The following is a 13608-nucleotide window of genomic DNA, read 5'->3' on the forward strand; positions in this document are numbered from 1 at the left end:
TAATTTGTCTTTAATCAAATTATCTCTTTTTCTTTATTAGTCTTTGTAAAACCTAACATCTTATATTTTGATATAATTTCAAATTCATGTTTTTTATATATCGTTAAAGCTGCAATATTCTTCTCATTACATTTCAAAAAAATATCTTTATATCCCATACTTATAGCTATATTTATAAGCTTTCTTAATATAAAACTACTGTATGCTTTTCCCCGAAATTCTGGAATTACTCCTAAATTAACAATATATAAATTTTCATATTCTTTTATCAGTTGCCCATATCCAATAGCTTCATCTTCATGCATTAAAAAATAAGAGGCATTTTCTATATAATATTCTTGATTTTCTTCAAAAACTATATCACAAATTTCAATATCAGCTCTGCCTTTTGCTTTAAAAATTTTATTTTGTATATCTTTTCTTAACTCTTCATCTTTTCCCTTTTCAAATAATTTTAATTGAAGATTATCTTCTAAAGAAATATTATATTCTTGTAAAATTTCCTTTTTCATTTCATATAATAATTCAAATTTTTTAAAACCCAGTCTTTCTAACATAATCAATTCCTCTTGTTCAAAGGTTCCTTCTATTTCAAAATAAGCACCTACTGGAAACTTATTAAAAAAACCAGTATATAATTTAATATCATAATTATTTTCAAGAATTATTCTATTTATCTTATAACTTTTAAACTCATATCTGGTAACCCACATATATCCTATATATTTTTCATTTTCTTTTAAAAGCAAAATATTTTTATAACGAAAAAGCTTCATTATAAAGGGAAGATTTTCATATTCATCTAAAAATTTATGCTGTAATTTAGTAAATTCATAATCTTTATTTACTAATCGTCTAAAATTTTTTAAATTTATTAAATTTAAGAATTCGTACCTATACATAATTATTTATGATGCCTCTTTCAAAAATTAATAATACTCTATAAAACTATATTATTAATTAAACTATAATTATATGCAAATAAAATACATGGCAAAAGCCATGCATCTTATACTACATTTCATCTACTGCTTTAATACTTAAAGAAATTCTTTTCTTTTCCTCATCTGCTTCTAAAATTACAGCTTTGACTTCTTCACCAATTTCTAAAACTGAACTTGGTCTGTCTACTTTAGCTTGACTTATTTGTGAAATGTGAACTAAACCATCTACACCTGGCTCTAATTCAACAAAGGCACCAAAATCTGCAAATCTAACAACTTTTCCAAGCACAACATTTCCTGTTGGATATTTTTCATTTACTCTTGACCAAGGATTTTCTTGTAATTTTTTTAAGCTTAATGCAAGTTTCTTATTTTCTTTATCTACATCTAAAACATATACTTTTATAGTTTCTCCAATTTTAACAACATCTTTAGGACTTGAAACTTTATTCCAAGACATCTCTGATATATGAAGTAATCCATCTACTCCACCAACTTCTACAAATGCACCAAATGTTGATAGTCTTCTTACTGTTCCTTCTATTACTGTATCTTTTTCTAAATTGTTCCAAGTTTCTACTTCTTGCATATCTTTTTCTTGTTGAAGTAACGCTCTTCTTGATGCTACCATTTTCTTGATAACTCTTCCACGCTTTTCAAATTCTATTAATTTAACTGTAACTTCATTACCTTTAAACGATGCTAAATCATTAACTCTTGAAAGTGAAAGATGTGATGCTGGTATAAATACTTTTATTCCTTTATATGTAGCTATAACTCCACCTTTTACAACTTCTACAATTTTAACGTTTATTTGCTCGTTATTATTGTATATTTCTTCTAATTCTTTTTGAACGCCTTCTCTTTCGATTTCAGTTTTTGAAACAACTATATATCCATCATTGTTCTTAACTCTTATTATTTTAGCTTCTATTTCATCGCCTACATTTAATATTTCATCTAATTTAGCGTCTTCATCTCTAGTAACTTCATTTTTTGGAAGATAGCCTTCATTTTTAGCTCCACGTATTGTTAAGTAAGCTTCATTTTCATTAACTTTAAAGATTTCTCCTTTAACTATTCCACCTACTCTTATTTCCATATCTGTATTCATATACTCTTCATACTCTAACATTTCGTTTTCATTAACTTCATTTTTCATTTTTAACATAGCCTCCTTGATTATCCAGTCTGGTGTTGACGCCCCAGCTGTGATGCCAATCCTATTTATATTGTTATAAAAATCCTGTGGTATTTCACTGGCATTTTCTACATGTATTGTGTTTTCACAATTTTTCTTACATATCTCATAAAGTTTAGTTGTATTAGAGCTATTATATCCACCAATTACAACCATAGCTTCTACTTTTTTAGATATATCTTCTGCTGATTTTTGTCTTACTTCTGTAGCATTACAAATAGTATTTAATGCTATTATTTCTTTACAATTTGATACGACTTTTTCTAAAACTTTTTTCCAATTAGACTGCTTCTCTGTGGTTTGTGATACTACACATATTTTTCTTGGAAGATTTTCTAGTAAATCCTCACCTTTAGATATTATTGCAGTATTATCACACCATCCATTAATACCTATAACCTCTGGATGATTTTTATCCCCCACAATTAGTATTCCATATCCTAGTTCAAAATATTTTCTTACTTCCATCTGTATTTTAGTAACATATGGACAAGTAGCGTCTACTACAGTTAATTTTTTTGATTTTAAATTTTCCAACACATCTTTTGACACTCCATGTGATCTTATTATTATTATGTCTTCTTCATTTAAAGTGTCTACTTGATCAATATCTATATGATATATATTGTTTTCTTTCAATAAATTTACTACATCATTATTATGTATTAATGGTCCAAGCGTATATATGTTTTTTGCGTATTCTTTTTTTTTATTTAGCGCTGTATCAACAGCTCTTTTCACACCAAAACAAAACCCCGCTTTATCCGCTAAAAATATCTCTTTCATAGCCCACCACCTTAATGTAGGTTTCCTACTTATACTAATTTATTCCTTTGTAATTTCAATACTTTCATTAATTTGATATATTAATATCATACTACTATTTTAACACATTGTATATAAATACACTAATACTATTTACTTTTTTTTATTTTTTACATGATTACAAATTAACTCCACAACTTCGTCTATTCCTAAATATGAAGAATCTATTTCTATTGCATCATCTGCTTTAGTTAAGGGATTAAGTTCTCTTGTAGAATCTATAAAATCTCTTTTTTTAATATCTTCTAAAACATCTTCAAAATTCACATCTATTTTCTTTTCTGTTAATTCTTTACATCTTCTCATTGCTCTAGTTTCTGCACTAGCTGTTAAATAAAACTTATGTTGTGAATCTTTTAGTACTACTGTACCTATATCTCTGCCATCCATTATAACATCATAATTTTTAGCTATATCCTGTTGCATCTTAACAAGTTTCTCTCTAACCATAGGAATAGCCGCATAATTAGATACATTTTTGCTTATAATTGGCATAGTCAATTGATTGGTTATATCTTTTTTATTTAAAATAAGATTATCTCCATCAAAATACATTTCTGCATTGTTTAACAATTTCATAAGTCTATCTGTATCTTTATATGAAATGTTATTCTCTAATGCAATATATGTTACTGCTCTATACATAGAACCAGTATTTATATACATAAGCCCTAAATTTTTTCCTACTATTTTAGCAATTGTACTCTTACCTGCTCCTGCTGGACCGTCTATAGCAATAGCCATATTCATATTCCATTCTTCCCTTCTAACTATCCTTAATATCTAATCTTAATATTTCAGCATTTTTTAAATAAACAAAATGTACATCTCTTTCCTCTTCATCACTAATAACAGTAACTCTTATGCACATATTCAAGCTACTTTCAACTTCCATCTCATTAAAATGCATAATACTAACTTTATTTAATTGAAATTTTTTTCTAATGAATGCTCCTGGGTAAGCTTTTGTTATATCTTTAGTACATGAAAATATTAATGCTTTTATTTTGCATAACTCTAAATTATTTTTCTCTATTATCCTTTTCATTAGTTCTATAGAATTTTTCTCTATGTCTTCTCTTGTATTCTCTTCTATTGTTATAGCCCCTCTAATTGATAACATACTTTATTCGCTCACTTTCATTCCTGCAAGGTATCCTGTAGAAAAAGCTATTTGTACATTATAGCCACCAGTATAAGCATCTACATCTATTATTTCACCAGCAAAGCTTAAATTTTCTACTATCTTTGATTTCATCGTAGATGGATCTATTTCCTTGGTATCAATTCCTCCAGCAGTTACTATAGCTTCCGATACAGGTCTTAAGCCTTTATAAGTTAAATTGAAATCATGTATTAAATCTACAAATTTTTTTCTTTCCTCTTTTGTTATAGCATTTACCTTTTTATTTTCATCAATTCCGCTTAATTGAACCATAATTGGTATAAGTTTTTTAGGAAATAAACCATCTAAGGAATTTTTAAAGTCTCTATTTAAATTTTCCTTAAAATCCTTCTGAACTCTCTTATCTAATTCTTCTAATGTTAATGCTGGCTTAAAATTTATAGATATTTTATACTTTTCATTCTCTTTTATATTACTACTAGCACTTAATACTAGTGGTCCTGAAATACCAAAATGAGTAAATAGCATTTCTCCTAATTCTTTAAATGCTACTTTGTTTTTATTATTTTTAATACTTAATTCTACATTTTTAAGTGATAACCCTTGAAGATCTTTTATAAAATCATCACTTAATTCAATAGGCACTAAAGAAGGTTTTAATGATATAATGCTATGACCTGTTTTTTTTATTTCTTCTAATATAACCCCATCTGAACCTGTATGAGGGTAAGAAGCTCCTCCACCACAAATTATGAAATGATCTCCATATATTTTTTTGCCATTAGCTAATATTATTTCCGTTATTCTATTATTATCTAAAACAAGCTTTTCTACATTAGAATTAAGCATAATTTCAACATTAGAATTTTTTAATTCATTTTCTAGTGTTTTTATTATATCTGAAGATTTATCTGAAACTGGAAATACTCTGTCTCCTCTTTCCACTTTAAGTTTTGTTCCTTTGCTTTCAAAAAAATTCATAGTATCTTCATTAGTAAAAGAATATAACGAACTATATAAAAAGTAAGGGTTAGTTGGTATATGATTTATAAATTCACCAATATCTTTCGCATTAGTAACATTACAACGACCCTTTCCTGTTATAAAAAGCTTTTTGCCAATCTTTTCATTTTTTTCAATTAGTAAGACTTTATTGTATTTTGCTGCAGAAATAGCAGCCATCATACCTGCTGGGCCTCCTCCAACAACAACGACTTTTGACATTGCGCCACCACCTATTAATTTGATGTTATTTAAAATTTTCTATTTCAATAGTTAAATAAGTTTCAATACATTATTTTATCATATTAAATTTAAGAATGTATTTAGAATAAAACTTTTTATAATCCAGATATATATTAAACTTCAAGCCTGATTCACTTTTAAACTTTATGTTTAATATACTCATTTAATTATAATTTAAAACCTATAACTTTTAAATTATACTCTAAATAAATAGTATGTATCAATAGAAACTACTAATTTTTTAATCTTCAATAAAGAAATTTTAAATAAAAATTTAAAAAACAAAAAAGGGTGTCTAACCCTTTTAATACAAATTTATTATAAGACACCCTTTAAATATATTCTATATTAGTATATTCCTTGTGCATACATAGCTTCTGCAACTTTTAAGAAACCAGCTATATTAGCTCCTGCAACTAGGTTATAACCAAATCCATATTCTTTAGCAGCGTTTTCTGCATTCTTATGAATATTTTTCATTATTTGATGAAGTTTAGCATCAACTTCTTCAGCTGTCCAAGAGTATCTCATGCTGTTTTGAGCCATTTCTAAAGCAGAAACTGAAACTCCACCAGCATTAGCTGCTTTTGCTGGTCCAACAGTTAAACCTTGATCTAAGAAATATTGTAATGCATCATTAGTACATGGCATGTTAGCTGCTTCACAAACAAATTTAGTTCCATTTTCAACTATTTGTTTTGCATGTTCTATTCGAATATCATTTTGAGTTGCACATGGTATTATTATATCAGCTTTAACTCCCCATGGTTTTTCTCCTGCATGGAATTCACATCCAAATTTATCAGCATAATCTTGAGCTTTATCTCTTCCTGAAGCTCTCATTTCTAATAAATAATTAACTTTTTCATCAGTTATAACTCCTTCTGAATCATAAACATATCCATCTGGTCCAGATATTGTTACAACTTTACCACCAAGTTCTGCAACTTTTTTACAAACACCCCAAGCAACTTGTCCGAATCCAGATATAGCAACTGTTTTTCCTTTTATATCTGTACCTTGATGATGTAACATTTCTTGACAGAAATAAGTTACTCCAAATCCTGTTGCTTCTGGTCTTACTAAACTACCACCAAATGATAATCCTTTACCTGTGAAAACACCGTTTTCAAAGGCGCCTCTTAGCCTTCTATAATGTCCGTATAAATAACCAATTTCTCTTGCACCTACACCCATATCTCCTGCTGGAACGTCTATATCAGGTCCTATATGTCTATATAACTCAGACATAAAGCTTTCACAGAACCTTCTTATTTCAGCATTTGACTTGCCTCTTGGGTCAAAATCAGAACCACCTTTACCTCCACCTATTGGAAGTCCTGTTAGGGAATTTTTTAATATTTGTTCAAAACCTAAGAATTTTATTATTCCTAAGTAAACTGATGGATGAAATCTTAATCCACCTTTATAAGGTCCTATAACTCCGTTGAATTGCACTCTAAATCCTCTGTTCACATGAACATTACCATTGTCATCTGTCCAAGGCACTTTAAACATTATTTGTCTTTCTGGTTCGCAGAATCTTTCTAGTAAGTTTGATTCAACATATTCTGGATGTTTGTCTATAACTGGTGCTAATGTGTGAAAAACTTCTTCAACTGCTTGTATAAATTCTGGCTCCCCATTATTTCTCTTTCTAACATTTTCTAATACTTGATCAATGTAAGCTTTAGTATTCACGGCTATTCCCCCCAATAAATTTGTTGTAATTTTAATTAATTTTTTAAATATTTAAAAAATTTTAAATATTTTATTTCTTTCATTCATTGTATACCTTTCCATGTAGTAATTGCAAGGTATATTTTTATATTTTTAAGTAAATGATTTTTTGCACGTCAATAATTTGAAAATTTTATATTTATAAAAAATTTTATTTTTTCTAATTATTATAATAATTCATGTTTTATAGTAAATCAATATAATTTATAACTATTTTTTATATTGTCTATGTATTTTTTATAACATTATTCAAAAATTTTGTAAAGCTTAATCTTCGTCAAAATTTTACCATAGTTTTTTGTTAAAACACTAATACTTCCTCTTATAAACTTATTTTTCAAAATTACTAGTAATTTCATTTTTTCAACATTTTTATAAATATTATAATTTTATTATATATTTTTAAAAATCAATATTTTTATGAAATTATACTTTTAAAAGATTTATTTATTGCAATTTTAATACAATTATACTTTATTTTAAAAAATATTTTTATTTGAAAACAATAAGTAATTTGTTAATAATAATTAACAAATTTATAAAAAGATTTAATATTGTTTTATAATAAAACAATATTAAATCTTTTCACAAACCAATTGTATACGTTTTTATAAAAAATATATTTTTATGAAACTTATTATTTAATAAAGAGTTTCTTTTATTTTTGTAAATTCAAACTAGTCAGATAATACTTTTGAAACAAACTTTGTTAAATTTATATTTATTTTATGTAATTTTATGTAATTTTATGGTTTTAAATTGAATTTTGTATATTTTTATTTTATAATAAAAAAGATTATAAGCTCCCACAAGTTGAGCTTATAATCTTTTTTATCTGTCTTCTTTTTTATAAGAATAAACCTGATAGTTTTGCCACATATTTTCCAAATCAGCAAATGTTTGAGAAATTTTATCCTTTTCTCTTAATCCTACTGCAATTATTAATGCATTTATTACACTTAACGGTGCAACTAATGAATCAACAAAAGATGCCATATTACTTTCTGCAACAAGAGTATAATCTGCTTTTGTTGCTAATGGAGATAATAAACTATCTGTAATAGCTATAACCTTAGCATTTCTTGATTTTGCAAAATTTAATGCTTCAATAGTTCTCATAGCGTATCTTGGAAATCCAATTCCTATAATGCAATCATCCTCAGATAAATTTAGCATTTGTTCAAATATATCGCTCATACCATAAGATACTATTTTTACATTATCTAATATCAAATTTAAATAAAAACCTAAAAAATCAGCTAAAGCTGTAGAACTTCTTAATCCTATTATGTAAATATTCTTCGCTTCAAATATAGTATTTACTGCTTCATCAAAAGCGGAGTGGTTTATTTTTTCTAAAGTAACTCTTATGTTTTCAATATCTGATTTCAAAACACCTTTTAGTGCATTATTGTGGCTTATAAAGTCATTTGAAAGTTCTATCCTTTGAACTGTTGTAAGTTTATTTTTTATAAGCTCTTGAAGAGCCTTTTGAAGTTCTGGATAACCTTCATATCCTAATTGATTTGCGAATCTAACAACTGTTGACTCACTTACGCCTACACTATTTCCAAGTTTAGCAGCCGTCATAAATGCTGCTTTATCATAATGCTTTAATATATATTCTGCAATTAATTTTTGTCCTTTGCTAAGTCTTGGAAACTTAATTTGTATTAATCTCATAAGATCTTGATTGTTATTTTCCAAGTTACAACCCCCGTTCGTTCGCTAACGCTTTTTATTTTAATACTTGAGAAGTACTACATTTTTAGCCAAATATTTTCTCCAAATCAAATTTTAACACTTTATGAACCATATATCAATCAAATATTTCATTTTTTAGTATTTTGAATTTTTAAATTCATATACATTATATACCAATGCTTTTATTCATAAATTTTTATATTTTTAAAGCAATTCTTTCATTTTTAAAAACATTCTTTATAGTTTTTATAATTATATATATGCTTTTAAACTTTGATAACTGAAAGAATTATATATATTCAATAACTGTTATACTTCTTTTAATTAGAACTTTTTTTAATTTGCATATAAGTTAATTTTCCACTTATTCATTTATAGTATCTACCAACATTACTTATTTTATTTCCAAATTTATATTTTTTAAAAAAGATATGCTAATAAAAAGTGAATTTAGCATATCCTTCTTTTGCATTCCAAATATTTTATATTATATGGGGTTTCAAGTTGACTTTTAAAATTATCCATTCCAAAACTTGCATAATAAAAATACAACTATTTTTTTTCTATAATTAAAAGTTTAGGAGCTGATTCACTTCTATTTAAAACCTCATGTAGCATAACGCCATATAATTTTTTATCAAGATTTTTAACATATTTCATAATTGCCATCTCTTCCTTTTTTCCCTCATCATGTCCTACATAAATAGCTATTGAAACTATCCCACCTGAATTTAGCAATTCTAATCCACTCTCTATACTTTTTATAGTACTCTCTACCATAGTAGTTATAGACTTATCACCACCAGGTAAAAAACCCAAATTATACATAATTGCATCTACATTCTCTTTTATATATTTTTCTAATTTACTATGACTATCATTTATTAATTCAACTTTATTGTTATTTCTTTTTTTATAATTATCTACTGCTATTTTTTGTATATCAAAACTATAGACTTTATTAAAATTTTCACTTAAAAAATCTGTGTCATATCCATTACCTAATGTACCATCAATTGCAACATTTTTATTTTTAGTAAAGTTCTTTATTATATGCTGTGAAAGCATACTTACATCACTTACATACTCAAACATAAAACTACTCCCCTTTTAGATGTATAATTTCATCATCTGTTAAAAATCTATATTTACCTTCTTTAAGATTACCTAATTTAATGTTTCCAACAGACAATCTTTTAAGTCTTACAACCTTATGATTTATCGCATCACACATTTTTCTTACTTGTCTGTTTTTTCCTTCATGAATTACTATTTCTAAATCACATAATAAATTTTTCTTATCTTTATCATTTATTTTTAACAATTTACACTGAGCTGGAGCTGTTATATATCCACCTATATCTACGCCTCTACAAAATCTTTCTATTTCTGATTTTGTAGGTATCCCCTTAACTGTGGCTATATAAACTTTGTTTTTTTCCACCCTAGGATGTATTACTCTGTTATATACATCTCCATCATTTGTAAGTAATATAAGTCCTGAAGTATCATAATCTAACCTTCCTATAGGATATATTCTTTCATTTACATCTATCAAATCTATTATAGTTTTTCTTCCTTTTTCATCTTTAACTGTAGATACATATCCAACTGGCTTATTCAGTGCTATATATACCTTTCTTTTTTCTGGTTTTATTTTTTTATCGTCTACTTCTATAACATCCTTGTCTTTATCTACCTTTATTCCAAGTTCTTTTATAAAGACACCATTAACTTTAACTCTTCCAGATTGTATTATTTCTTCACATTTTCTTCTTGAGGCAACACCGCAACTTGCCATATACTTTTGTAATCTTTCTTCCAAATTCTCACATCCTAAATAATTTCAAATATAAGTTATTATAATATCTTAAATTTTAAAATGCAAATCACACTTGAAATCATATACCATTTGTTTAATAATTAAATTATATTATTATTCCGAATCTTTATTCTTTAAGTTATATAATTTAGGAGGAAAATTTATGAACAATACATTTTATATGCCTACAAAAATAATTTTAGGTGAAAATTGCTTAAATGATAATAAAAACTTATTAGAACCACTTGGAAATAAAGCTCTTTTAGTAACAGGAAAACATTCTTCTAGGCTTAATGGTTCTTTAAATGATGTTGAAAAAACTTTAAAAGATTTAAATATTGAATATTACTTATATAATGAAGTTGAAGAAAACCCTTCTCTAGACACTATTAACAAAATATCTACTTTAGGAAAACTTAAAAATGTTGATTTTGTAATTGGAATTGGTGGTGGTTCACCTTTAGATGCTTCAAAGGCTGCTGCTATACTTATTAATAATGTAGATGCCACAATAACTGATTTAGCAAATACCCCTTCTTTATCAGCCATTCCAGTAATAGCCATACCTACTACTGCTGGTACTGGTAGTGAGACTACACCATACTCAATAGTAACCGATCATAACTTAAGAACCAAAAGAGGAATATGTCAAAAAGTTTTTCCTATAATATCTTTTTTAGACCCATCTTATCTTATTAATATACCAATATCAATAAGAGTAAATACAGGAATAGATGCACTTTCTCATCTAATAGAAGGTTATTTATCTTCTAATGCTAATATATTAAGTGATAGTTTAGCAGAAAAGGGGCTAGAATATTTTGGAGATTGTATTTATTATCTTCAAACTGAAAAGTTAAGTTTAAATCAATGTGAAAAATTACTTGTAGCTTCTACAATTGCTGGAATGGTAATTTCTCAAGCTGAAACATCATTACCACATGGAATGGGTTATGCTTTAACATATTATAAAAATATTCCTCATGGTAAAGCTAATGGGTTATTATTAAAGGAATATCTTAACTTTTGTAATGATAAAATAAAAGTTAACAAAATACTTTCACTTCTTAAGTTTAATAATCTAGATGATTTTGGAACATTTTTAGAAGGATTGTTTGGCGAAAAAATCTCTTTATCAGAAAAAGAAATTATAGAATACTCAGATTTTATGGCAAATAATACTTCAAAACTTAAAAACCATCCTACAAAAGTTACTATTGAAGATATAGCGACCATTTATAAATCTGCATTGTAAATTTATGTTTAAAGAAGAAATTATTTTAATTGCTATATAATAATCTCTTCTTTAATTTAAATATATTCACTTTATTTATTTTTCTTTTTTCCCTCATATTTTTTTAACTCATCCATAAATTTATATTCTTTTGTATTTTTATTCTTCTTTTTTCTTTTATCAATCCGTTTATAATCTACATAATTACTACTTTTAAACACCTCACTAACTCTTAACATTACAAATCCCCCCAACCTCTAATTTATATATATTCTCGTACTTATATATATTTCTCCTTCCATTCTTTCCTTAAGATGTCCATATATAAAACATCTTGAAACATTTCATTTCTGCTATCAAAAAAAGCCTCTCTAATTATGCCTATAGGTTTAAATCCTAATTTTCTATATAAACCTTGAGCTTTTCTGTTATCAATCAGAGTAGTTAATTCAATTTTATTTATATTAAAGCTTTTAAAAATAAAATTTATAAAATGATACAATGCATCTTTTCCATACCCTTTTCCCTGTTCATTTATCTCACAAATTTTTATTCCAAATTCACATTTTTCATTTTTTAAATCTAACCCACAATAATTAATCTCACCTATAGGTGCTAAATTATCTTTTTTACATATTATAAATCTCTTATCTTTTGGGAAGAGTTCTTCTTTTACTATTTCTCTGTTCACTATATTTTTAATTGCTTCTTTACTTTGAAGTGTTCCAAAAGCTAAACCCGCATGCTCCATTAATCCTCCATCATTCCACCATCTATATAAAAGCTCTTCATCTCCACACTCTAATGGCCTTATAATTGTCAAATTTCCTATTATCATAAAAAATCTCCAATCTTTAACTATATTTTTTATAGGGCTCCAAGTTGACTCTTAAAGTTATCCATTCCAAAACTTGGATACCTAAAATAGTGAGACATGCTCCGAATTACTTAGAATTCAACACTGCATCTTGTATAAAAATATTTTAAGGTTATTGAATAAATTTAAATTGGAGCTTGTTTCCCTATATACTTTATAATTTTTTTATTAGTTCTTCTACAACTTTAGTTGCTTTTTCAAGTCCACCTAGCACAATTTCTCCCCCAAAGCCTGGATTCCATTTATGCCATAACTCATCGCTTATAGCTAAAATATTGCACACTTTTGTATTTGTAGCTTGTCCAAAAGCATACATAGCTGATGTCTCCATATCAACACCATACACCCCCAATTTAGAATATTTCTCTATTTGGTCTAAAGTTTCCTTATATATAGCATCAGTCGTCCATTGTGATCCTACAATATATTTATATCCTATAATTTTTAAAGAATTTTCCATTTTACATTTTAATTCTTCACAAGGATATACATTATCTTTATGATCTAGATAATGGTATGAAGTACCTTCTTCTCTTATGCTTTGATAAGGTATTAATAAATCACCAAGTTTTAAATTTTCATTTAAACTACCTGCAAGACCTATACCTATAAATACTTTTCCTCCAAGTTCCCTAAGTTCTTCCATTGCTGCTATAGTTGCTGGTGCACCTATACTGCTATAAAATAGAGTTACTAACTTCCCATTAACATTTATATTATATATTTCATGTCTTTTACCAAAAGTATTATATGATGGATTAACCCCATTATACTTATCCTTTAAATAGTCTATAACATTATTAAACCAAGATAATATAACAACTTATCCAACCTTAATATCTTCTAATTTTACATTTTTACTTTCCAGCACATAGTTAATATAATCTTTA

13 protein-coding genes are annotated in these 13608 nt (G+C 26.7%); 1 reads left to right on the forward strand and 12 read right to left on the reverse strand.

The features are described from left to right. Positions 1-14: 14 nt before the first annotated feature. From AZI32_RS04725 to AZI32_RS04765, 9 genes are all read right to left on the reverse strand, one after another. Positions 15-902 (reverse strand): GNAT family N-acetyltransferase, encoded by an 888-nt coding sequence (locus AZI32_RS04725; RefSeq protein ID WP_061994751.1) that lies wholly within the window; start codon positions 900-902, stop codon positions 15-17. A 112-nt stretch (positions 903-1014) separates the two neighbouring features. Next, the gene (locus AZI32_RS04730; protein ID WP_061994752.1) at positions 1015-2931 is read right to left on the reverse strand and encodes a bifunctional 4-hydroxy-3-methylbut-2-enyl diphosphate reductase/30S ribosomal protein S1; all 1917 of its coding nucleotides are present in this window, start codon (positions 2929-2931) and stop codon (positions 1015-1017) included. A 132-nt stretch (positions 2932-3063) separates the two neighbouring features. Beyond that, positions 3064-3720: a (d)CMP kinase gene (gene cmk / locus AZI32_RS04735; RefSeq protein WP_061994753.1), complete on the reverse strand. Its 657-nt coding sequence runs from the start codon at positions 3718-3720 to the stop codon at positions 3064-3066. A gap of 16 nt (positions 3721-3736) precedes the next feature. Next, entirely contained in the window at positions 3737-4093 is a 357-nt protein-coding gene (gene aroH, locus AZI32_RS04740) for a chorismate mutase (RefSeq protein WP_061994754.1), read from the reverse strand. A gap of 3 nt (positions 4094-4096) precedes the next feature. Continuing rightward, positions 4097-5320, reverse strand: coding sequence for an NAD(P)/FAD-dependent oxidoreductase (locus tag AZI32_RS04745; RefSeq protein ID WP_061994755.1), 1224 nt, complete (start codon positions 5318-5320; stop codon positions 4097-4099). Positions 5321-5689: 369 nt separating this feature from the next. Next, positions 5690-7042 carry an NADP-specific glutamate dehydrogenase gene (gene gdhA / locus AZI32_RS04750; protein ID WP_061994756.1) on the reverse strand — a complete coding sequence of 451 codons (1353 nt, stop codon included), beginning with the start codon at positions 7040-7042 and terminating at the stop codon, positions 5690-5692. An 870-nt stretch (positions 7043-7912) separates the two neighbouring features. Continuing rightward, positions 7913-8788 carry a MurR/RpiR family transcriptional regulator gene (locus AZI32_RS04755; protein ID WP_010292085.1) on the reverse strand — a complete coding sequence of 292 codons (876 nt, stop codon included), beginning with the start codon at positions 8786-8788 and terminating at the stop codon, positions 7913-7915. A 549-nt stretch (positions 8789-9337) separates the two neighbouring features. Further along, positions 9338-9880 carry a class I SAM-dependent methyltransferase gene (locus AZI32_RS04760; protein ID WP_061994757.1) on the reverse strand — a complete coding sequence of 181 codons (543 nt, stop codon included), beginning with the start codon at positions 9878-9880 and terminating at the stop codon, positions 9338-9340. A gap of 4 nt (positions 9881-9884) precedes the next feature. Beyond that, positions 9885-10610: a pseudouridine synthase gene (locus tag AZI32_RS04765; RefSeq protein WP_061994758.1), complete on the reverse strand. Its 726-nt coding sequence runs from the start codon at positions 10608-10610 to the stop codon at positions 9885-9887. A gap of 160 nt (positions 10611-10770) precedes the next feature. On the opposite strand from AZI32_RS04765, the gene AZI32_RS04770 reads away from it, so the two are divergent. Then, positions 10771-11862 (forward strand): iron-containing alcohol dehydrogenase family protein, encoded by a 1092-nt coding sequence (locus AZI32_RS04770; RefSeq protein ID WP_061994759.1) that lies wholly within the window; start codon positions 10771-10773, stop codon positions 11860-11862. Between the two features lie 71 nt (positions 11863-11933). On the opposite strand, the gene AZI32_RS18295 is transcribed toward AZI32_RS04770, so the two are convergent. The 3 genes from AZI32_RS18295 to AZI32_RS04780 form a co-directional block, all read right to left on the reverse strand. Beyond that, a complete protein-coding gene (locus AZI32_RS18295; protein WP_157450840.1) occupies positions 11934-12080 on the reverse strand; it encodes a hypothetical protein in 147 nt (48 codons plus the stop codon). A 41-nt stretch (positions 12081-12121) separates the two neighbouring features. Beyond that, positions 12122-12679 carry a GNAT family protein gene (locus tag AZI32_RS04775; protein WP_061994760.1) on the reverse strand — a complete coding sequence of 186 codons (558 nt, stop codon included), beginning with the start codon at positions 12677-12679 and terminating at the stop codon, positions 12122-12124. Positions 12680-12872: 193 nt separating this feature from the next. Beyond that, on the reverse strand, positions 12873-13535 hold the full coding sequence (locus AZI32_RS04780; protein ID WP_082761139.1) for a nucleoside phosphorylase: 663 nt from the start codon (positions 13533-13535) through the stop codon (positions 12873-12875). Positions 13536-13608 lie beyond the last annotated feature (73 nt).

It is taken from the genome of Clostridium sp. ATCC 25772 (assembly GCF_001573875.1).
Lineage (GTDB): Bacteria > Bacillota > Clostridia > Clostridiales > Clostridiaceae > Clostridium_J > Clostridium_J senegalense.